This window comes from Mesorhizobium sp. WSM4820 (genome assembly GCF_055811075.1).
The window spans coordinates 77,716-97,432 of sequence record NZ_JBVVQN010000008.1; the positions used below are offsets into that span (position 1 = coordinate 77,716).

A 19,717-nucleotide genomic window follows, 5' to 3' on the forward strand; every position below is an offset into this window, starting at 1 on the left:
CGCGCCCTTCCGGGCGCGCAAAGGACGCTGTAACACTTTGATTTTACGCAGGATCCTTTTCGAAAATCGAATCCGATTTTCGAGGTCGTGCGTTAGCGGGGAATTCATGACAAATCCGGTTCTGGTCGAAGTTTTGCGCGGCACCGTGGTCGAGAGCGCGCATCGTGGCGCCATTGCGGTCTTCGATGCCGATGGCAAGCCGGTCTGGGAAATCGGCGATACGGCTCGCCCGGTGTTCCCGCGCTCGGCGGTCAAGGCGATCCAGGCGCTGCCGCTGGTCGAAAGCGGCGCCGCCGATGCGTACGGTTTCGGCGACCGCGAACTGGCGCTGGCCTGCGCTTCGCATTCCGGCGAGCCGGCGCATGTCGAACTGGCGCGGGCGATGCTGACCAAGGCCGGGCTGGACGTGGCGGCACTGGAATGCGGCGCGCATTGGCCGTCCAGCCATCACGCGACCGTTGCGCTGGCCAGCAACGGCAATTTGCCAAACGCGCTGCACAACAATTGTTCCGGCAAGCATGCGGGCTTCCTCTGCACCTGCGTCCACGCCGGCGTCGCCCATCGCGGCTACGTCAAATCCGGCCATGCCTCGCAGGAGATGGTGCGCGATGCGATGCAAGCGGTGACCGGTGCCGCCCATGATGTCGATCATTGCGGCACCGACGGCTGCTCGATCCCGACCTATGCCGTGCCGCTGCGCAGCTTCGCCCTCGGCTTTGCCCGCATGGCGACCGGTGCCGGCTTTGAACCCGTGCGCGCCAAGGCCGCAAAGCGGCTGCTTTCCGCCTGCATGGCCGAGCCATTTCTGGTCGCCGGCACGGGCAGGGCTGATGTTGCGCTGATGCAGGCCGCGTCAGGCCGGATTTTTGTGAAGGGAGGGGCCGAAGGCGTCTATTGCGCGGCACTTCCCGAGCTTGGCCTTGGCATTGCGCTGAAATGCGACGATGGCGCCGGCCGCGCCGCTGAAGTCGCGGTCGCGGCCGTGCTGGCCAGGTTTTTGCACGCCGACAAGGCGCTGGCGGCGATACTGACCGAAGAGGCACATCCGCCCATAGAAAGCCGGATCGGCGCCAAGGTCGGCTCACTCCGCCCTACTGCTGCGCTGGACTGAGAACGGGCATTCAGCTCGCATGATTGCGTCCGACGGTCAGTTGCGCAAAGCCACACAAATTCCCAGCGTCCTGCCGTCGCGCCGCAGGAATCGTGTCACGCCGGATCGGCAGATCCGGTTTTCCGGCAATAGCTTGTGGAGTCGCCACGCGAGGCATAAGCTCGACTGATGAGCAGAGCCTTCACGCGCGAAGAAGATAGCGAAAATGCCATCGCTGGCATCGGCGAGCGGCCGATCAGCCACCTTCGCAATCTGGTGACGCAACGCGGCCTGGCGCTGATCGACGCCGAACTGGCTGCCCTGCGCGACGATCTGGGCAGAGCGGAAAAGAGGGCCGACCGCGAGCGCATCGCGCTCATCTCGCGCGACCTGCGCTACTGGACCGCGCGGCGTGAAAGCGCCGAGCTTTCCGTGCCGGAACCGGGCAGCGACCTGGTTCGCTTCGGCATGGGCGTCACGCTGGAAGGCGATGACGGCAGGAAGGTGCACTGGAGGATTGTCGGCGAGGATGAGGCCGATCCGGCCAAGGGGACGATTTCCCATGTTTCACCGATGGCCTTGGCCTTGTTCGGCAAGAAGGTCGGCGAAATTGCCGTGGTGAACGGCAGGGAGTGGGAGATTGTGAAGCTCTCCGACAGCTAATGCATGTCGCCCCAAAAGCATGCGGGCCTGACCCTAGGGTGCGCAGCGGTTTTGCGATAGCGACTGCATAAAAACGAGAACTTAAAGCGCGTCGCGGGAATCCATCCCGAACGCGACGCACATTAGCCCTCGACCTTGACGACATGGTCGCGGAAGAACGCCGCAGCACCCGCCTCGTCGATTTCGCCGGCGGCAACGCCCATGACTAACTCATAGATCGTGCCGTTGTCGGCCATCAGCACATAGCCGTTGACAATCAGGAACGCGCCGGCGGCGACGATGGCCGTGCGCTTGTTGCCGTCGACAAAGGCGTGATTTCTGGCGATGCCGAAGATATAGGCCGCGGCCAGATCCTCGATCGATGGATCACCATAGTTGGCCTTGTTCTCGGCTCGGGCGAGCGCCGGTTCGAGGGCATTCTCATCTCTCAAACCGTGCGCGCCGCCGTGCCGACGCAACTGCTCGGCGTGCATGGCTTCGACCGCACGCCGGCTCAGGAACTCCCAGCTCATTCGGCGAGCTTCTGAAGCGCGACTTTGTATTTGTCCATGACTTGGCGAGCGGCTTCCATCTGCCGCTCGAAGCTGTCGTCCACTGGCCGAAGGGCGATGCCCTTGCTCGTTTCGACGATCTCAAGCTGATCGCCGGCCTTCAGATTCAGGTGATCGAGAATTTCCTTGGGCAGGATCACGCCTTCGGAATTGCCGATTTTGCGAATGGTCGTGTTCATGGATTCAACCCTTGTTGCAACGCCAATTATAACTCAAATTGTCGGTCGTTGCAACATGGATTATAACAAGTTCAGCCGGCCTGCAGCAGCCTATCCATCAGCCGCTCCGCCGCTTCCGGGATGACGGTGCCTGGCGGGAAGATTTCCACAGCACCCGCCTGCCGTACCGCCTCATGATCTTGCGGCGGGATGACGCCGCCGGCGACGATCAGCATATCGTCGCGGCCAAGCTTCTTCAGCGCGTCCCTGAGTTCGGGAATGAGCGTCAAATGACCCGCGGCCAGCGACGAGGCGCCAATGATATGCACGTCGTGCTCGACGCCAAGCCTGGCGATCTCGTCCGGCGTCTGGAACATCGGCCCGACGGTGACGTCGAAGCCTAGGTCGGCAAAGGCGGTGGCGATCACTTTCTGGCCGCGATCGTGGCCATCCTGTCCCATCTTGGCGACGAGAATGCGTGGCTTGCCGCCGGACTTCTCCTCGAACGCGACGATCTTATCCTGCAGCCGATCGACCGCCGGATTGTCGCCGAGCGCCTTGCGATAGACGCCGGAGATCGTCTGGACGGAGGCGACATGGCGGCCAAAAACCTTTTCCAGCGCCAGTGAAATCTCGCCGACCGTGGCGTTGGCGCGTGCGGCGCGAATGGCGAACTCCAGCAGATTTTCGCCGCTCTCCGCAGCCCGGCTCAGCGCACTCAGTGCGCTCTCGACGGCGCCGACGTCGCGCGTGCCTTTCAGCCGCTGCAGTTTCGACAATTGCCGGGCCCTGACTTCGGCGTTGTCGATCTTCAGCACGTCGACTTTGATATCCGTCTCGGGACGATGGGCGTTGACGCCGACCAGGATCTGCTCGCCGGAATCGATCCGCGCCTGCGTGCGCGCGGCGGCCTCTTCGATGCGCAGCTTCGGTATGTTTTTTTCGGTTGCGGCGGCCATGCCGCCCAGGCTCTCGACCTCTTCGATATGGGCAAGCGCGCGCGCCGCCAGGTCATGCGTCAGCCGTTCGAGATAGGCAGAGCCGCCCCACGGGTCGATGATGCGGGTGGAGCCGGATTCCTTTTGCAGGATGAGCTGCGTGTTGCGGGCGATGCGGGCCGAATGGTCGGTCGGCAGCGCCATCGCCTCGTCGAAGGCGTTGGTGTGCAGCGATTGTGTATGACCCTGCGTCGCCGCCATCGCCTCGATCATGGTGCGAATGATGTTGTTGTAAGAGTCCTGCGCCGTTAGCGACCAGCCCGAAGTCTGGCAATGGGTGCGCAGCGACAGCGAGCGCTCGTCCTTCGGCGAGAAGTTCTTCAGCATCAGGGTCGACCACAAAAGGCGGGCTGCCCTCAGCTTGGCGACCTCCATGAAGAAGTTCATGCCGATCGCCCAGAAGAAGGACAGGCGCGGCGCAAAACGGTCGATATCGAGACCCGCCGCGACACCGGCGCGGGCATATTCGATTCCATCGGCGATGGTGTAGGCGAGCTCGAGGTCGGCGGTCGCCCCTGCCTCCTGCATGTGATAGCCGGAGATCGAAATCGAATTGAACTTCGGCATGTGCTGCGACGTATAGGAGAAGATGTCCGACACGATCCGCATCGAAGGTTTTGGCGGATAGATGTAGGTGTTGCGCACCATGAACTCTTTCAGAATGTCGTTCTGAATGGTCCCGGCGAGGTCCTTTTGCGCAACGCCCTGTTCTTCCGCGGCGACGATGTAGAGCGCCATGATCGGCAGCACCGCGCCGTTCATGGTCATCGACACCGTCATCTCGTCAAGCGGGATGCCGTCGAAGAGCTGGCGCATGTCGAGGATGGAATCGATGGCGACGCCTGCCATGCCGACATCACCGGCAACGCGCGGATGATCGCTGTCGTAGCCGCGATGCGTGGCAAGGTCGAAAGCGACCGACAGTCCCTTTTGGCCGGCCGCGAGGTTGCGCCGGTAAAAGGCGTTCGACTCTTCCGCCGTCGAGAAGCCGGCATATTGCCTGATCGTCCACGGCTGCTGGACATACATGGTCGGGTAGGGGCCGCGCACGAATGGCGGCAGGCCCGGATAGGTGTCGAGATGCGGCAACCCCTTGAGGTCGCCCTGGTTGTATAGATGCTTGATGGCCAGTCCTTCCGGGGTCATCCGCTGGCCCTTGACCTCGATCGGCGCCCGGCGCGGCGCCGACCAGCCGATCTGGCTGAAATCGGGGATCATGATGCTGCTCCGATCGATTGATCGATACGGATCGGAAACAGCGGCTCGCACACCGCGACGCCCTCGGTGACCGCGGGCCGCCGCTCCGCCGCCAGGGTTTCGACCGGACGTTCGGTCTTCGACGGGTGAAGCGTCGTGCCGATGATGGCCCGCTCGCCCGCCTGATAGGCAGCTTTGCGGCGGGCGGCGGCCGCCAGAACCCGTTTCTGGATGTGTCCTTGCTGCAGGCTGGACAGCACGCCGCCTTCCGCCTCGATCCGCTGGAATTCTTCCCACGCAGCTTCACCGAGTTCGCCAGTCAGCGCTTCAACGGCGCCCGAACCGCAAGCAGGGTCGGCGACATGATCGATATGGCTTTCGTTGGCCATGATCAGTTGCGTATTGCGGGCAACACGGCGGGCAAAGCCCGCCGGCAGGCCATGCGCGATCGTATGAGGCAGGATGGAGACCGAGTCCGCCCCGCCGGCTGCCGCGGCAAAAGCGGCGATCGTGGTGCGCAGGATGTTCGTCTCCGGGTCCGCCGAAGTCATCATGCGGAACGATGTCTCGGCATGGATGTTGGCGGTGGCGGCGGAGATCGAGCATGCCTCCTGGACCCGCGCCCACAGCCTGCGCAGGGCCCTGACCTTGGCCATCGATACGAACTGGTCCTGGTCGACGCTCAGCGCAAAGCCGATATGGGGCGCCGCATAGACAAGCGGCTGGCGCGCCTCCTCGAACATCCGGAGATAGGAGACCGCCGAAGCCATCATGGTGCCCAGCTCCTGCGCTTCGGTGGCACCGGCATTGTGGAAGACGCGTCCGTCTGCCTCCAGCAGGACCCCGGGCACGCCCATCGAGAAAAAGTGCGCCAGGGACTGCGGCATCGACGCCTGCAAGGCCTCGATCGACGTCCGCAACCGGCCGGTTCCGGCAAAGATCGCCGCCGGGTCGATGCCGAAGGACAGGTTGAGCTTTGCCGGGTCTGACCGGCGCTTGCTCAAGAACGCAACCAGCCAGTCGGCCACGGCGCGGCTCCAGGGATGCGCGTCGATGCGGACCTGGATGCGGTTGAGCGGCACGCCGTCCAGCACGGTCTCCAGCGCGTCGGCAGTCCTCGGCAGGCCGTAGCCGAACGCATTCGGCGCGCCTTCGAAGACAAGCGACAATCCGGTGGCGCCCTGTGCGACGTCCTCCAGGGCCTGGGCTTTGGCGCGGCCGACATCCGGATCGTCGATACGCTGGCTGACGATCCACGGCGATCCGGGGTTTGCCCGTGGGAGAGGCTCTGCGGTGACCGAACGATCATAAAGCGGTTCGATGCGGATGCCATCGTCCGTATGGGATACGAGTTTTTCCTCGAAGGATCCGCCGGCCAGGGCTTTTTCCGCAAGGGCCAGCCACCGCTGCCGGTCAGGGTTCGGAAGTTCGGCATCGTGGTTCAAGGCACCGGCCATCCGCTCTCCTCGTCTTCTCGGCCGATAGGCCTGGAACGTCAGTCTACGGTTCCCCGTCGCATATCACAATGCAACACGCGCCCTGCGAGGGTGAACCGTCAACCGATTGCCAAACATGCGCAAAATCCGCAAGCTCCAAAACCCATTTTCGACCATGGCCATTGTCGCTGCGCAATGGCGTCATTATACCTGCGGCGAGCCCCGCTACTTTCAATAGATCAGGGCATTCAACACTTCAGGTTGCGGAGACCCGACACATGGCTGACGACACCAGTATTTTCATCGGAGCCAGCCGAAAGCCTGATGACAGCTACCAGCGCGCCGAAAACCTGCTGCTTCAGTATGGCAATCGTCATGGCCTGGTCACCGGCGCGACCGGCACCGGCAAGACCGTGAGCTTGCAGATTTTGGCGGAAGGTTTCTCCAATGCCGGCGTGCCGGTCTTCTGCGCCGACATCAAGGGCGACCTGTCCGGTATCGCCATGATGGGCGCGGCACAGGATTTTCTGGTCAAGCGCGCCGAGCAGGTCAAGCTCGATCCCTATGATTTCCAGGAATTTCCGGTCATATTCTGGGATCTTTTCGGCGAGCAGGGCCATCCGATCCGCGCCACCGTCTCTGAAATGGGGCCGCTGCTGCTGTCGCGGCTTATGAACCTGTCCGAGGCGCAGGAAGGCATCATGAACATCGCCTTCCGCATCGCCGACGAGGAAGGCTTGTTGCTGCTGGACCTGAAGGACCTGCAAGCGCTTCTTGCCAACATCGCCGAACGCGCCGAAGAAATCGGCGCTCGCTACGGCAATGTGACGAAACCTTCGGTTGGCGCAATCCAGCGCACGCTGCTGGTTCTGGAGCAGCAGGGCGCGACGAATTTCTTCGGCGAGCCGGCATTGCGGATCGCCGACATCATGCGCACCACCCGCGACGGGCGCGGCGCGATCAGCGTGCTGGCCGCCGACAAGCTGATGATGAATCCCCGGCTCTATGCGACATTCCTGTTGTGGCTGATGTCGGAACTGTTCGAGGAGCTGCCCGAAGTCGGCGATCCCGACAAGCCAAAGCTGGTCTTTTTCTTCGACGAGGCGCACCTTCTGTTCGACGACGCGCCGAAAGTGCTGATCGACCGCGTCGAACAGGTGGTCCGCCTGATCCGTTCGAAGGGCGTCGGCGTCTACTTCGTCACCCAGAATCCGCTGGATATCCCCGAGACCGTTCTGGCCCAGCTCGGCAACCGGGTGCAGCACGCCCTGCGCGCCTACACGCCAAGGGAGCAGAAGGCCGTGAGGACCGCCGCCGAGACGTTCAGGCCCAATCCCGACTTCGACTGTGCTACCGTGATCACGCAGCTCGGCACCGGCGAGGCGCTGATCTCGACGCTGGAAGCCAAAGGTGTTCCGTCCATGGTCCAGCGGACGCTGGTTCGCCCGCCGTCGTCGCGACTTGGCCCGATCACGCCTGACGAGCGCCGCACGCTGATCACCGAGAGCCCGGTTGCGGGGCAGTACGATCAGACCGTCGATCGCGAATCGGCTTTCGAGATGCTGCAGAAAAAAGCCAAGGATGCGTTGGACGCGGAGGCACAGCAGCAGGAGAGCGGCGGCTCGCGCTGGACCATTCCAGGCTTCGGCAATGATGATCCCGCCCCCCAGCCCACCGGCGGCAGGCGAGCACCGGCGCCGCGAGCGTCCAATCGCCAGACGGTGGCGGAGGCGGCGATCAAATCGGTGGTTCGCTCGGTCGGCACGTCGGTTGGACGGGCGATCGTGCGCGGCATCCTCGGCAGCCTGGCCAGGGGGCGGCGCTGAAAGCACCGCATCGGACCCAAAACGGGCACCGGTTTTGCGAGAATCCGATGCTCGTCGAAAAGCATCGGACCGGAAATTCGCGGCGCCGAAAGTCCGCCGCTCCAGCGCCTTCGACCAGCTCAGAAGATCGGTTCCGAGATCGCCCTTGCCGGGCCGAGCAGGATCGATCCTTCCGGGACGCCCGCATCGATTGGAATGGCTTTGCGGTCTGCCGTGGCAACCAGTTCCTGACCGACACCGGAGGTAACGATCACCGGCGTCTTGTTGGGCACACGGTCATAAAGATCGATAATGTCCTGATTTATCAAGCGAACGCAGCCAGATGACACTGATTTGCCTATGGAAAACCACTCCGGCGAGCCGTGCAGGCGGTACAGCGTGTCCTCGTTGCCCTCGAAAAGATACAGCGCCCGCGCTCCGAGCGGATTGGTGAGCCCGCCGGGCATGCCGCCATTCTCGGCGCTGTATTTTGCGTACTCGGGCTGGCGGGCGATCATTTCGGCCGGCGGCGTCCATTTCGGCCACTTCTGCTTCCACTGGACGACGGCATCGCCAGACCATTCGAAACCTGCGCGACCCAGCCCGACCCCATAACGAATGGCTTGTCCGCCCGGACGCACGAGATAGAGGTGGTGGCCGGCCGTATCGACGACGATGGTGCCGGGCGCTTGGCCGGTCGGATCGGGAACGATTTGACGCAGAAATTGCTCGTCGATTTTCTCGTAGGGTATGCCCGGCAGCTCGAACCCATTGTCGCTGACCGGACCGTACATTGTTGCATAGTCCATGAGCGGCGGCTCGACATTGGCTGGCGGCGGCGGCTCGACAGGCCGGCCTGCCGTCGTGGTGCAGGCGGAAACCGCAATCGAGGCGGCGCCGAGCGCAGCGGCGTTGAGAAAGCCGCGACGGCTCAGGCGATAGGAGTCGATTTCGGTTGTGAACATCGTTGCCTTTTTTTAAGTCTCATATCGAAACAGAACATGAATACGCCAATCAGTACGGCGCGCCAGCCCTACCAATGCCTGGCGCGATAGGCGGTTCCGATTCTGGCCTGAGGGTGAACAAACAAAGGCAAAGCTGTGACGGTTCAGCCCCTGTTGCGCCGAGGCAACAGGCCCGCAGCGCCGCGCGTCAGCAAAGAACGCTGTCGCAGTTTTATTTTGCCTATGATCCTTTCCAAAAATCGATTCCGATTTGGGCTCATGTGTCATCCTGCGGCGAGCAGGCCTTCGAGCGAGGGCAGGATCAAGGCCGGCGGAAAGTCCCGGTATTCCTCGGGCTGGTCGGAGCGGTTGATCCAGACTGTCCGGAACCCGAATTTGGTGGCGCCGGCGACGTCCCAGCGGTTGGATGACTGAAACGACACCGCACCCGGATAGAGACGCCAGCCTGTCGTGACCATGTCGTAGACCGACGGATCGGCCTTGAAGCGCTTGACGGCCTCGACGGAATAGATGTCGTCCAGAACCTGGTCGAGCGCGGCCGATTTGACCGCCGCTTCCAGCATTTCAGGCGAGCCGTTGGATAGGATCGCCAGCTTGGCGCCAGATGCTTTGAGCGCCTTGAGCACGGCCGGCACCTCCGGATAGCAGTCCAGCCGCCAATAGGCGTCGAGCAGCTTGGCCCTCAGTCCCTTGTCCGCGGAGGGAACCTTTCGCAAGGCGAAATCCAGCGCCTGTTCGGTGAGTTGCCAGAAATCGGCGTAGGCGCCCATCAGCGTCCTCACCCAGGAATATTCCAGTTGTTTGGCGCGCCAGATCTCCGACAGGAGCTGGCCGTCCGGTCCGATCTGGTCGGCATGACGGCGGACGGCTGCGTGCACGTCGAACAGCGTTCCGTAAGCGTCGAAAACGTAAGCCGCATGTTGCATGGTAACAGTTTTGCGGCGAGGCAAGGCCGGGCGCAAGCACGGATTGCAATTTCGCATGCCGCTGGCCTTAACAAATCTCAGCCAAATCAGTTGACGGCAGACGCCAAAGCATCTTCCAATGGCGAGACAGGACAGCTCTGAAACGCGGAATCAAGCGATGACACTGGCGGCTGCGGCGCAATCCGCGACATGGACCTTCGTGGATGGCGACTGGTATGAAGGCAACGTCGCCATTCTGGGGCCGCGCAGCCATGCCATGTGGCTCGGCACCAGCGTGTTCGATGGCGCCCGCTGGTTCGAGGGCGTCGCCCCCGACCTCGACCGCCACGCCGCGAGGGTGAACGCCTCGGCGATCGCGCTTGGTCTCAAACCATCCATGAGCGCCGAAAAGATCGTCGGGCTGACCTGGGACGGGCTGAAGAAGTTCGACGGCAAGACGGCGGTCTACATAAGGCCGATGTACTGGGCCGAGCATGGTGGCTATATGGGCGTGCCGGCCGATCCGGCCTCGACCCGGTTCTGCCTTTGCCTCTACGAATCGCCGATGATCCCGCCGTCGGGCTTTTCGGTCACCGTCTCGCCGTTCCGGCGCCCGACCATCGAGACCATGCCGACCAACGCCAAGGCCGGCTGCCTTTATCCCAACAACGGTCGTGCCATCCTCGAAGCCAAGATGCGCGGCTTCGACAACGCGCTGGTGCTCGACATGCTGGGCAATGTCGCCGAGACCGGAACCTCGAACATTTTCCTGGTCAAGGATGGCCATGTCCTGACGCCGGCGCCGAATGGCACGTTCCTGTTCGGCATCACCCGCTCGCGGACGATGACGCTGCTTGACGAGTATGGCTTCAAGACCATCGAAAAGGCGCTGTCGGTGCGCGAATTCCTCGAAGCCGACGAGATATTCTCGACCGGAAACCACTCGAAAGTCGTGCCGGTCACCCGCATCGAGGATCGCAGTCTCCAGCCCGGGCCCGTAGCGAAAAAGGCGCGCGAACTCTATTGGGAGTGGGCGCATTCGACTTCGGCCGGCTGACTGGCTAAAAAGCGAACCGGCGCTTCGTTCCGGAGTTGCTCCACACCAATCCAGACCTATGTTAGTCCGGTATCGACACCGGATTTTTTCCACGAGGAGTACGACCGATGGCTTTTGAATTGCCCGCCTTGCCCTATGACTACGAGGCATTGCAGCCTTACATGTCGAAGGAGACGCTGGAGTATCACCACGACAAGCACCACAAGGCTTATGTCGACAACGGCAACAAGCTGGCTGCCGAAGCCGGGCTCGGCGATTTGTCGGTCGAAGAGGTTGTGAAACAATCCTTCGGCAAGAACCCCGGGCTCTTCAACAATGCCGGCCAGCACTACAATCACATCCACTTCTGGCAGTGGATGAAGAAGGGCGGCGGCGGCAACAAATTGCCGGGCGCGCTGCAAAAGGCGTTTGACAGCGATCTTGGCGGTTACGACAAGTTCAAGGCCGATTTCATAGCCGCCGGCACCACCCAGTTCGGTTCGGGCTGGGCCTGGGTTTCGGTCAAGGACGGCAAGCTGGCGATCTCGAAGACCCCGAACGGCGAGAACCCGCTGGTCCATGGCGCGACCCCGATCCTGGGTGTCGATGTCTGGGAGCACTCCTATTACATCGACTATCGCAACGCCCGGCCGAAATATCTCGAAGCCTTCGTCGACAATCTCATCAACTGGGACCATGTCCTCGAGCTCTACGAAAAGGCGTAGGCCTGACTGAGTTGCAGAAGAGCCCCGGCAAAACCGGGGCTTTTCTCTATGTGCCAAATGATCGGCCGCCCTTTTCCAACGACCGTCGCGAAAAATTTACACAAGCGTGAGGCGAATTTCCGGAATTTTCAAGCCAGTTTTGCCGTTATGGATCAGTCGGACCTTCACCCGAAACATCTTCACCATGGAGCCAGTTGAATGAGAAAGCTTATCCTCGCCATCTCGATGCTCGCCTTCGCCGGTTCGGCGGCGTTTGCCGATCCGATCCAGGAGCGGCAGGCCATTATGAAGGAACGTGGAAAGATCGCCGGCCAATTGTCGAAAGTCGTCAAGGGCGAGACCCCTTATGACGCAGCGGCCGTGCTGGCGGCGTTGAAGGCGCTGGAGGCAAACGCCGAGAAGTTCCATGCAAACGTCGACACTCTTTTCCCGGCTGGCAGCGACACCGGCGACACCACAGCTGCCCCAAAAATCTGGGACGATATGGCCGGCTTCAAGGCGGTGGAAGAAAAATATCTCGCCGACGTCAAGGCTGCGGCGGCCGCCGCTCCTGCCGACGTCGATGCCTTCAAGGCGGGGTTCAACACCATAGGCGGCGATTGCGGCACCTGCCACAAGACATACAGGATTAAGAAGGGCTGATAGCGGGCGATGCGCCTGCTGAAAAAACTCGTCGGCGCCGCCCTCGTTCTGGGCGTCGCCGGCGCGGTTGCCGGCTGGTTCCTGTCGGCGCCGGTCAGGCTCGACAGCGAGGCCCTGGCGCAGCTCGGCCCCGGCGATGCCGCCAGGGGCAAGCGCATTTTTTATGCCGGCGGCTGCACGTCCTGTCATGCGAAGCCAGGCTCGCAAGGCGACGCCCGCCTTCAACTGGCCGGCGGTCTCGAACTCAAGACGCCGTTCGGCATCTTCGTGCCACCGAACATCTCGCAGGATACCTCGGACGGTATCGGCGGCTGGTCGGTCGAAGACCTCGCCAACGCCATGCTGAAGGGCGTGTCGCCGAGCGGCGAGCACTTCTATCCGGCGTTTCCCTATGCATCCTACGCACGCATGAAGCCGGCCGACATAGCCGATCTCCATGCCTTCCTGAAAACGCTTCCGGCGGTGGCGGGCAAGGCGCCGCCCAATTCACTGGGGTTCCCGTTCAACATCCGTCGCGGCATCGGGCTGTGGAAACGTCTCTATTTGAGAGACCAGCCGGTGGTCTCCTTCCCCGATGGCACGCCGGATCCGGTGATGGCCGGCCGTTACCTGGTCGAAGGGCCCGGCCATTGCGGCGAATGCCACACGCCGCGCGATTTTGCTGGCGGCACCAGGAAGAGCGAGTGGCTGGCGGGGGCCGCGGCTGCCGAAGGCAGCGGCATCGTGCCGAACATCACTTCGGGCGAAGGCGGGCTCGGTGACTGGTCGGAGGCCGACATAGCCTACTTTCTGGAAACCGGCTTCACCCCGGATTTCGATTCCGTCAGTGGCGCCATGGTCGACGTGCAGAGAAACATGGCCGAGCTGACGCCCGAGGACCGGGCGGCGATCGCGGCCTATCTGAAGGCCGTCCCGCCGCACCCCAACGGCTATCCCCCACGCAAGCCGGCGAATTAGTTAGCATCCGTCAGCCGGCTGGTTCTGGCCCATTCTCAGGCCGGCCAGCCTTCATCAGGTCGAGGATCTTTTCAAGCCGGGCGACGACATCGCTGGTTTCCAGAAGCTGCTGCTTCTGTTCGATACTGATCGACAGCAGCGGCGCGAGCGTATCGGCTAGGACACCGGGATCGCCGATGGAGGGCAGGCCGAGTCGCGCCTTGGGCCTTCGTGGAAGCGAGGAAAAATCGATGTTGGCATAGCTCTGATATGTATCGAGAACCGCGCTCGAACGTGCTACCGCCTCCGCCGATTGGCGACGCTGCTCTTCGACCGGCGCGACCTCCGCCGCCAGAAAGTCGGCGTTGACCAGGTGAAGGATCGCGGCTCGCTGGAGGCCGGAGACCGAGACCTTAAGTACCCCATCCACCTGCGTCTGGCAGTTTATCACGCTAGCCGTGACACCCACCGGATAGAGAGAAGCAAGGTTGCCGGGATCCTCGTCGGTCGCGTGCCTCTGTGCGACCACAAGAACGCGGCGGTCGCCTGCCATCGCGTGCTCCACAGCGCGCCGCGTTTTGTCGCGGCCCACGAAGACCGGAACAGTCATTTGCGGAAAGAGCACGAAATCCCGCATTGGAAAAATCGGCAGATCCGCGCCGGAGGACGGGGGCGGGCTGGCCTCGGGCGCCAGGTTTCTGGGCCCAGCTCCGACTGGTTGGCTCGCCTGAATCCTTGCAGCCAATACGTTCCAGTCGCGCAAGCCGAGGACCCTAGCAATGAGCTCGAGGCTTTCGCTGTGGGACAGCGAAACGGATTTGGCGCTCAGCGCTTCGGACAGCGTTTGCGCCATGGCTTTTGCATCGCGGAAATCGCGCATGGAATCATTCTTTGCTTCGAAGAACGGAAGACGTCAGAGCTTGCGTTACTGACCCGTTCGTTCGGGCAAAGGGAGCCTGAAGTGGCTCGATACATTCACCTTACCCGGGAGGGCGCAAGCAGCAGGTTGTATCCACCTGTTTGGAAGGTGCGCTGAAGGTCCGTTGTTGTCAATCCTGCCCGCGCTGCATTCCACGCTCCCGATTTACAGGTGGCGGTCGCCGAGGAAATCGAAGCCGGTTTCAAAGAAATGATTGTAGTTGCAGGTCATTTCCTCGCCGGGCGCGATGTCGCGCAGTGCATAAGTCTCGTCGGGCGAGGCGACGTCGCAATTCGGGTCATCGGCATGGTTCATGAAGCGGGCGTCGTCGGCTTCGAAGACGACGAAGTTCGGGTCGCGCCGATCGGGATAGGAATAGCGATCGAGATAGGCTCTGACCGGCCCGGTTTCGCGCTCATAGACCTCGACAGGGATGCGCCGGTCGTAATTGGGATGGAGCTTCCAGACCAGTGTGCCGCGGGGAATGTGGTTCTTGGCAAAGACACCGATGCCCTGGATGGGCGATTTGTCGAGATAGACGTCGACGAGCAACATTGCGGACCCTTGCCGTGACTGAATGATTTTTGGGTGGCGCGGCTGCGAGAAGCCGCGCATTTGGCTAGCGCGCAGCTATGGCAATTGCGAGCGGAAAATCGACATGGCCTGACCCGTGGTGCGCAAGATCAAGCTCCTACAGCGCCGTCTGTGCGTCCAACAGAGTCGGCGGCGCTGTGGTGGCAAGGTCGGCCTTGCCCGCCACCTTCAGCGCAAACGCATAGGTGAAGGCGATTTCCTCGAGCCTGGAAAACCGGCCGGATGCGCCGGCATGACCGGAGTCCATATTGATCTTGAACAGCACCGGATTGTCGCCGGTCTTGCGGTCGCGCAGCCGCGCCACCCACTTGGCCGGCTCCCAATAGGTGACACGCGGGTCGGTGAGGCCGGCAAGCGCCAGGATCGGCGGATAGTCGAGCGCGGCGACATTGTCATAGGGCGAGTAGGCGGCAATCGTTCGGTAGTCCTCCTCCGAGGCGATCGGGTTGCCCCATTCGGGCCATTCCGGCGGCGTCAGCGGCAAGGTCGCGTCGAGCATGGTGGTGAGCACGTCGACGAACGGAACCTCGGCGACAATACCGCCGAAGCATTCCGGCGCCATATTCGCGACGGCGCCCATCAGCAGGCCGCCGGCCGAGCCACCCTGTGCGACAATGCGATCATGGGCGGTGTAGCGCTCTGCGACGAGGTGGTGGGCGACCGCGATGAAATCGGTGAACGTGTTCATCTTGTGCGCCCGCTTGCCGTCGTCGTACCAGCCATAGCCCTTGTCCTTGCCGCCGCGGACATGGGCAATCGCGTAGACGAAGCCGCGGTCGACCAGCGATAACAAATTGGTGTTAAAGGCGGCCGGGACCGTGATGCCGTAGGAGCCGTAGCCGTAAAGCAGGCAAGGCGCTGATCCGTCGAGCGGCGTGTCGCGATGGTGGATGAGCGAGACCGGCACCAGTTCGCCGTCGGCTGCGGGCGCCATCAGCCGCCGCGTCACGTAGTCGTCCGGGTCGTGGCCGGACGGAACTTCCTGGGTCTTCAGCAGCACGCGCTCGCGGGTCCGCATGTTGTAGTCGAAGACCTGCGCCGGCGTTGTCATGGACGAGTAGGAAAAGCGCATGATCTCGGTATCGTATTCATAGGATCCCGACAGGCCGAGCGAGAAGGCTTCCTCGTCGAAGGAGATGAGGTGTTCCTCGCCGCTGTTGCGGTCATGCACGACGATGCGCGGCAGGCCTTCCTTGCGTTCAAGCCTGACCATGTGGTCCTTGAAACCGATTACCGAAAGGATCAGCCGGCCCGCTTCGTGCGGCACCAGCTCCTGCCAGTTGGCGCGCACCGGGTCGCTTGCCGGCGCAGTCATGATCTTGAAATCCTTGGCGCCGTCGGCATTGGTGAGAATGAAGAAGACATCGCCGCCTTCTTCGAGGTCGTATTGCAGGCCGGTTTCGCGCGGCGCAACCAGCTTCGGTTCGGCGAACGGCTCGCTGGCGCTCATGATGCGATATTCCGAGGTCTCGTGGTCGTTGATGCCAACCATGATCCATTCGTTGGAGCGTGTGCCGCCGACATTCATGAAGAAGCCCGGATCGGTTTCTTCGTAGATCAGCCGGTCGTTCTCAGGACTGTCGCCAAGGGCATGGAACAGCACCTTGGAAGGACGGTGGTTGGCATCGAGGCGGGTGTAGAAAAATCCATCATTTCCCGCATCCCACACGCCGCCGCCACCGGTATCTGGAATCCTGTCGGCCAGATCGTTGCCGTCGGCGAGATCGCGGACGCGAAGCGTGTAGAATTCGGAACCCTTGTCGTCGAAGGCCCACAGAAGCTTGGCGTGATCGGTCGAATGGTCGACGCCGCCGAGGCGGAAATAGGCCTTGCCTTCGGCCTCGAGATCGCCGTCGAGCAGGATCTCTTGGTCGCCGCCCTCGCGCGGCGTGCGGAAATAACGCGGCTGCTCGCCGCCAAGCTTGAAAGATGACCCATAGGCGTACGGCCCATCCTTCATCGGCACGGACGAATCGTCCTCCTTGATGCGGCCCTTCATCTCCTTGAAAAGCTGCTTCCGCACCTGGGCGGTCTCGGCCATGAGCGCTGCCTGATAGGCGTTCTCGGCTTTGAGATGGGCGCGGATCTGCGCGTCGAGCAGCGACGGATCCCTGAACATCTCTTGCCAGTTGTCGGCTCTCAGCCAGGCATAGTCGTCCGTCCGCGTCACTCCATGGTGCACATCGAAGACCGGCCGCTTCTCTGGTTGCGGCGGGCTGGCAGTTGGAAATGCTGGGGTTCGGGTCATTGCGTCTCGCTGTGGAAGTTACTTGTATGGAGAATGAACACGCCGATCAGCGCAGGTTCAAGAGCCGGAGTATATGTTTGCGCCGGGCTCCAGAAGATGAGCCGGAGGAGAGGGAAAAATGAAGTTCCGTTTTCACGCTGCTGCGACTTTCGCCGTCGCTTCGACAGTCTTGGCCTTTATCGGCCAATCTCATGCAACCGTGTTCGCAGCTTGGCAAGTGACCAACCTTCCGTTTGGCGACACGCTCAACGTGCGCAAGTATCCGGCGGGATCGTCCCAGAAGCAGGCGGCCTATCCCAACGGCGCCGTTTTGCAGATGACCGGGAGATGCACCGGCGGCATAAACCTGCTCGACATCGCCAAGCAGCCGGTTTGGAAGCAGGAACAGAAGATCCGCTATCGCTGGTGCGAAGTCTGGCACGATCCGGCACACAACGGCAATTTCGTCACCGGCTGGGTCTACGGAAAATACATAACCCCACATTGATGGACGGTGCCGGTCCGCAGGCTGATTTCTCGCTTGCTTGCAACAGCAAATCGCAACCTATGGTTTTGCGGACTCTAAAAACAACCAGATAGCCTGCACCACAACCAAGCATAGCCAAGCATTGAGATTTTTTTACTGGCTCTCATGGATGTAACGGCAGCTTGACTGGGCATCCGCCGCTGCTGGTCTGCCCAGAAAATATCGCAAAGTTACAGAGTGCACGAAAGGTTGAAGCTGATCGTCGAATATTTTATTGCCATCGATGAATACAGCGCAAGAAGCGAATTGACTTACTTGGTTTAGTGGCTCATTAGGATGCTGCGACGCGAATCGCAGAGGCTCTTTCCTGCAAAAATTTCGCGCGATGCCCGACCTATCAAAAATAGGGCGCAGGTAGAAACAACTCACGTTGGGGCCAGGAAGCCATGGATATTATCGAAACACCTTCCAGAAATAGTGATGCGCTGATCGAATTGACGGCCGACGTCGTGGCCGCCTATGTCAGCAACAATCCGGTGCCGGTCGGCGAGCTGCCTAGCCTCATCGCCGATGTCCATGCCGCCCTCGGGCGCGTGGGCGGGGCCAGTGAACAGCCTCCTGCCGACAAGCAGAAGCCGGCAGTAAACCCGAAACGCTCCGTCCATGACGACTACATCGTCTGTCTTGAAGACGGCAAGAAGTTCAAGTCGCTGAAGCGTCACTTGATGACCCACTACGGTCTGACGCCCGACGAGTATCGTGAAAAATGGGGCCTGGACGCCAGCTACCCGATGGTTGCTCCCAACTATGCTGCCGCCCGCTCACAGCTCGCCAAGAAGATGGGTCTCGGCCGCAAGCGCAAGGGGCGCTGATACGGCTCCCTTCCCAACCTGGGTTAGATGATCAACGGCGCCTCCGGGCGCCGTTTTGATCTTGGGGCGATGCTCGAGCAATCGATATGCGTCGCGACATGTGCGGCTCCGATCATGTCGGGCCATCGCGCGCTGTTCGTCTGATCAGGCGGTCTGCTTCAAGGCCGCCTCAGCGTCGCGCTTGATGCGCTTGACCATTGAACGAAGACCATTGGCGCGTTGCGGCGACAGGTGCTCGTCGAGGCCAAGTGCCTTCAGCGTGGCTTCCGCGTCGGTTTTCTGGATCTCGCTGGCGGGTCGTCTGGAAAACAGCGCCAGCATGATAGCGACGAGGCCGCGCACGATATGGGCGTCCGAATCACCGGTGAAGGTGACGACTGGGTCGGGCCCCGGACCATACTCGGTGGTCAGCCAGACCTGGCTGACGCAGCCGGGCACCTTGTTGGCAGGGTTGCGTTCCTCGTCGGGAAACGGCGGCAGGGCCTCGCCCAGTTCGATCACATAGCGATAGCGGTCTTCCCACTCGTCAAGCAGGGAGAAGTCGTCGCGGATCGTCTGGATCGTCGTAGTCATAGGCCGGATATAATCATCCGGCGACGCCGCGTCACGGAAAAAGAGGAAAACACCATAGGCGTCAGAGCGCGGACGGTGACAGATGCGCTGAAAAATATCTCAGTTTTTCGCCGGCAAATCGACTTTCGCCGGCAAGACGATGTCTTCGGGCACGCTGCCGGTCGTTGTCGCCGTGTCGGGTTCGGCGGCCTTGTCGTCCAACATGGCGGCCGCGATCTTGGCTGTCTCCCTGGCTCGGGCGGTGATCGTGTGCATTGCGGACTTGCCGGTCTCGCAGACGTCAGGCTTGCGCTCGCATATGCCGGCAATGTCGCCGACGGCTTCGCGTGCCGCAAACAACGCCTGGATCGGCCCGACGCTTTGGTGGCCGGTCTCGTCGGAGCCGACATTCAGCGGCAGCGCCAGAAGCACCAGCGAAAACCAGAAAGCCGTTCTGATCAGAAAGCCCATCTGTATGCCCTCATTCGTGACCGGATCATGCGTTCAAGCGGCATGACCTCTTTATGGATACGATAGTGGCATGGACGCGCAAAGGACGGCTTGCCCGGTCAGCGAAAATTTTCCTCAAATTTTAGGCAAATTCGAAACGAAGCATTTTGCAATGGATTTGTCTCAAATTCAGCCGATTTTTTCACTTAAGGTTAACCATCTATCCAGCTGTTTTCCTTATGTATTTCCCAGAAGTTCGGCTTACTGTGGGCGACTGTCAAAGGCGGGAGAGCGGTTCGCCCGGATAACTCTCCATTTACTATGGCCGCAATTGCCAAGGCTTGCCCCGTGCCGGCCTCCCAATATCTGCCTCGGACCGGGCATTGATCGGTCCTGCCTTATCCTTTCCTTAAACGCTGGATGCGAGTTTCAGATCGACAAAAGCATCTGCGAAGCAGGGCTGTTCACGACCAGGTGCGAGTGCGTTGAGTTGAGTTCGATAAGGGCCA

General features: G+C 61.6%; 20 protein-coding genes. 9 read left to right on the top strand and 11 right to left on the bottom strand.

The annotated features are described in order from the left end of the window. Window positions 1-106: 106 nt before the first annotated feature. Both AC0L2R_RS14815 and AC0L2R_RS14820 read left to right on the top strand, forming a co-directional pair. Window positions 107-1,111: an asparaginase gene (locus AC0L2R_RS14815; protein WP_473509854.1), complete on the top strand. Its 1,005-nt coding sequence runs from the start codon at window positions 107-109 to the stop codon at window positions 1,109-1,111. Window positions 1,112-1,279: 168 nt separating this feature from the next. After that, entirely contained in the window at window positions 1,280-1,753 is a 474-nt protein-coding gene (locus AC0L2R_RS14820) for a GreA/GreB family elongation factor (RefSeq protein WP_473509856.1), read from the top strand. A gap of 122 nt (window positions 1,754-1,875) precedes the next feature. On the opposite strand, the gene AC0L2R_RS14825 is transcribed toward AC0L2R_RS14820, so the two are convergent. From AC0L2R_RS14825 to AC0L2R_RS14840, 4 genes are all read right to left on the bottom strand, one after another. Next, a complete protein-coding gene (locus tag AC0L2R_RS14825; RefSeq protein WP_473509858.1) occupies window positions 1,876-2,265 on the bottom strand; it encodes a type II toxin-antitoxin system death-on-curing family toxin in 390 nt (129 codons plus the stop codon). Further along, window positions 2,262-2,483, bottom strand: a complete 222-nt coding sequence (locus tag AC0L2R_RS14830) for an AbrB/MazE/SpoVT family DNA-binding domain-containing protein (protein ID WP_023800850.1) — start codon at window positions 2,481-2,483, stop codon at window positions 2,262-2,264. The genes AC0L2R_RS14825 and AC0L2R_RS14830 overlap by 4 nt, the downstream gene beginning before the upstream one ends. Before the next feature lie 71 nt (window positions 2,484-2,554). Then, window positions 2,555-4,678, bottom strand: coding sequence for a methylmalonyl-CoA mutase (gene scpA / locus AC0L2R_RS14835; RefSeq protein WP_473509860.1), 2,124 nt, complete (start codon window positions 4,676-4,678; stop codon window positions 2,555-2,557). Further along, window positions 4,675-6,114: a methylmalonyl-CoA mutase subunit beta gene (locus AC0L2R_RS14840; protein WP_473509862.1), complete on the bottom strand. Its 1,440-nt coding sequence runs from the start codon at window positions 6,112-6,114 to the stop codon at window positions 4,675-4,677. Before AC0L2R_RS14840 ends, scpA begins: the two co-directional genes overlap by 4 nt. Before the next feature lie 257 nt (window positions 6,115-6,371). Here AC0L2R_RS14840 and AC0L2R_RS14845 point away from each other — a divergent pair, with 257 nt between their 5' ends. Next, a complete protein-coding gene (locus tag AC0L2R_RS14845) occupies window positions 6,372-7,919 on the top strand; it encodes a helicase HerA-like C-terminal domain-containing protein (protein WP_473509864.1) in 1,548 nt (515 codons plus the stop codon). Between the two features lie 119 nt (window positions 7,920-8,038). Here the strand turns inward: AC0L2R_RS14845 and AC0L2R_RS14850 are convergent, their stop codons facing one another. Further along, the gene (locus tag AC0L2R_RS14850) at window positions 8,039-8,863 is read right to left on the bottom strand and encodes a L,D-transpeptidase (RefSeq protein ID WP_473509866.1); all 825 of its coding nucleotides are present in this window, start codon (window positions 8,861-8,863) and stop codon (window positions 8,039-8,041) included. Between the two features lie 263 nt (window positions 8,864-9,126). Continuing rightward, window positions 9,127-9,789: a haloacid dehalogenase type II gene (locus AC0L2R_RS14855; protein WP_023800845.1), complete on the bottom strand. Its 663-nt coding sequence runs from the start codon at window positions 9,787-9,789 to the stop codon at window positions 9,127-9,129. 157 nt (window positions 9,790-9,946) lie between these two features. On the opposite strand from AC0L2R_RS14855, the gene AC0L2R_RS14860 reads away from it, so the two are divergent. The 4 genes from AC0L2R_RS14860 to AC0L2R_RS14875 all read left to right on the top strand — a co-directional run bounded on the left by AC0L2R_RS14860 (window position 9,947) and on the right by AC0L2R_RS14875 (window position 13,128). Next, window positions 9,947-10,825 carry a branched-chain amino acid aminotransferase gene (locus AC0L2R_RS14860; RefSeq protein ID WP_473509868.1) on the top strand — a complete coding sequence of 293 codons (879 nt, stop codon included), beginning with the start codon at window positions 9,947-9,949 and terminating at the stop codon, window positions 10,823-10,825. Window positions 10,826-10,932: 107 nt separating this feature from the next. Next, entirely contained in the window at window positions 10,933-11,529 is a 597-nt protein-coding gene (locus AC0L2R_RS14865) for a superoxide dismutase (RefSeq protein ID WP_292545469.1), read from the top strand. Window positions 11,530-11,727: 198 nt separating this feature from the next. After that, window positions 11,728-12,171, top strand: coding sequence for a c-type cytochrome (locus AC0L2R_RS14870; RefSeq protein ID WP_091590353.1), 444 nt, complete (start codon window positions 11,728-11,730; stop codon window positions 12,169-12,171). Window positions 12,172-12,180: 9 nt separating this feature from the next. Further along, a complete protein-coding gene (locus AC0L2R_RS14875; RefSeq protein WP_473509870.1) occupies window positions 12,181-13,128 on the top strand; it encodes a cytochrome c in 948 nt (315 codons plus the stop codon). A gap of 10 nt (window positions 13,129-13,138) precedes the next feature. Here AC0L2R_RS14875 and AC0L2R_RS14880 read toward each other — a convergent pair whose 3' ends face one another. The 3 genes from AC0L2R_RS14880 to AC0L2R_RS14890 form a co-directional block, all read right to left on the bottom strand. Next, a complete protein-coding gene (locus AC0L2R_RS14880) occupies window positions 13,139-13,987 on the bottom strand; it encodes an LON peptidase substrate-binding domain-containing protein (protein ID WP_473509871.1) in 849 nt (282 codons plus the stop codon). A gap of 204 nt (window positions 13,988-14,191) precedes the next feature. Then, window positions 14,192-14,581: an SET domain-containing protein gene (locus AC0L2R_RS14885; RefSeq protein WP_091590843.1), complete on the bottom strand. Its 390-nt coding sequence runs from the start codon at window positions 14,579-14,581 to the stop codon at window positions 14,192-14,194. Window positions 14,582-14,717: 136 nt separating this feature from the next. Next, a complete protein-coding gene (locus AC0L2R_RS14890) occupies window positions 14,718-16,868 on the bottom strand; it encodes a S9 family peptidase (RefSeq protein ID WP_473509874.1) in 2,151 nt (716 codons plus the stop codon). Between the two features lie 217 nt (window positions 16,869-17,085). On the opposite strand from AC0L2R_RS14890, the gene AC0L2R_RS14895 reads away from it, so the two are divergent. Continuing rightward, the gene (locus tag AC0L2R_RS14895; protein ID WP_473509876.1) at window positions 17,086-17,355 is read left to right on the top strand and encodes an SH3 domain-containing protein; all 270 of its coding nucleotides are present in this window, start codon (window positions 17,086-17,088) and stop codon (window positions 17,353-17,355) included. Between the two features lie 425 nt (window positions 17,356-17,780). Further along, a complete protein-coding gene (locus tag AC0L2R_RS14900) occupies window positions 17,781-18,206 on the top strand; it encodes a Ros/MucR family transcriptional regulator (RefSeq protein ID WP_023800837.1) in 426 nt (141 codons plus the stop codon). A 144-nt stretch (window positions 18,207-18,350) separates the two neighbouring features. Here the strand turns inward: AC0L2R_RS14900 and AC0L2R_RS14905 are convergent, their stop codons facing one another. Together AC0L2R_RS14905 and AC0L2R_RS14910 are read right to left on the bottom strand one after the other, a co-directional pair. Further along, the gene (locus AC0L2R_RS14905; RefSeq protein WP_473509878.1) at window positions 18,351-18,779 is read right to left on the bottom strand and encodes a SufE family protein; all 429 of its coding nucleotides are present in this window, start codon (window positions 18,777-18,779) and stop codon (window positions 18,351-18,353) included. A gap of 99 nt (window positions 18,780-18,878) precedes the next feature. Then, window positions 18,879-19,229: a DUF5330 domain-containing protein gene (locus AC0L2R_RS14910; RefSeq protein WP_473509879.1), complete on the bottom strand. Its 351-nt coding sequence runs from the start codon at window positions 19,227-19,229 to the stop codon at window positions 18,879-18,881. Window positions 19,230-19,717 lie beyond the last annotated feature (488 nt).

What these genes read in the sequence shown, in the direction of transcription:
- AC0L2R_RS14815 (WP_473509854.1), top strand. Translation starts at nt 107, where the DNA reads ATGACAAATCCGGTTCTGGTCGAAGTTTTGCGCGGCACCGTGGTCGAG.
- AC0L2R_RS14820 (WP_473509856.1), top strand. Translation starts at nt 1,280, where the DNA reads ATGAGCAGAGCCTTCACGCGCGAAGAAGATAGCGAAAATGCCATCGCT.
- AC0L2R_RS14825 (WP_473509858.1), bottom strand. Translation starts at nt 2,265, where the DNA reads ATGAGCTGGGAGTTCCTGAGCCGGCGTGCGGTCGAAGCCATGCACGCC.
- AC0L2R_RS14830 (WP_023800850.1), bottom strand. Translation starts at nt 2,483, where the DNA reads ATGAACACGACCATTCGCAAAATCGGCAATTCCGAAGGCGTGATCCTG.
- scpA (WP_473509860.1), bottom strand. Translation starts at nt 4,678, where the DNA reads ATGATCCCCGATTTCAGCCAGATCGGCTGGTCGGCGCCGCGCCGGGCG.
- AC0L2R_RS14840 (WP_473509862.1), bottom strand. Translation starts at nt 6,114, where the DNA reads ATGGCCGGTGCCTTGAACCACGATGCCGAACTTCCGAACCCTGACCGG.
- AC0L2R_RS14845 (WP_473509864.1), top strand. Translation starts at nt 6,372, where the DNA reads ATGGCTGACGACACCAGTATTTTCATCGGAGCCAGCCGAAAGCCTGAT.
- AC0L2R_RS14850 (WP_473509866.1), bottom strand. Translation starts at nt 8,863, where the DNA reads ATGTTCACAACCGAAATCGACTCCTATCGCCTGAGCCGTCGCGGCTTT.
- AC0L2R_RS14855 (WP_023800845.1), bottom strand. Translation starts at nt 9,789, where the DNA reads ATGCAACATGCGGCTTACGTTTTCGACGCTTACGGAACGCTGTTCGAC.
- AC0L2R_RS14860 (WP_473509868.1), top strand. Translation starts at nt 9,947, where the DNA reads ATGACACTGGCGGCTGCGGCGCAATCCGCGACATGGACCTTCGTGGAT.
- AC0L2R_RS14865 (WP_292545469.1), top strand. Translation starts at nt 10,933, where the DNA reads ATGGCTTTTGAATTGCCCGCCTTGCCCTATGACTACGAGGCATTGCAG.
- AC0L2R_RS14870 (WP_091590353.1), top strand. Translation starts at nt 11,728, where the DNA reads ATGAGAAAGCTTATCCTCGCCATCTCGATGCTCGCCTTCGCCGGTTCG.
- AC0L2R_RS14875 (WP_473509870.1), top strand. Translation starts at nt 12,181, where the DNA reads ATGCGCCTGCTGAAAAAACTCGTCGGCGCCGCCCTCGTTCTGGGCGTC.
- AC0L2R_RS14880 (WP_473509871.1), bottom strand. Translation starts at nt 13,987, where the DNA reads ATGCGCGATTTCCGCGATGCAAAAGCCATGGCGCAAACGCTGTCCGAA.
- AC0L2R_RS14885 (WP_091590843.1), bottom strand. Translation starts at nt 14,581, where the DNA reads ATGTTGCTCGTCGACGTCTATCTCGACAAATCGCCCATCCAGGGCATC.
- AC0L2R_RS14890 (WP_473509874.1), bottom strand. Translation starts at nt 16,868, where the DNA reads ATGACCCGAACCCCAGCATTTCCAACTGCCAGCCCGCCGCAACCAGAG.
- AC0L2R_RS14900 (WP_023800837.1), top strand. Translation starts at nt 17,781, where the DNA reads ATGGATATTATCGAAACACCTTCCAGAAATAGTGATGCGCTGATCGAA.
- AC0L2R_RS14905 (WP_473509878.1), bottom strand. Translation starts at nt 18,779, where the DNA reads ATGACTACGACGATCCAGACGATCCGCGACGACTTCTCCCTGCTTGAC.
- AC0L2R_RS14910 (WP_473509879.1), bottom strand. Translation starts at nt 19,229, where the DNA reads ATGGGCTTTCTGATCAGAACGGCTTTCTGGTTTTCGCTGGTGCTTCTG.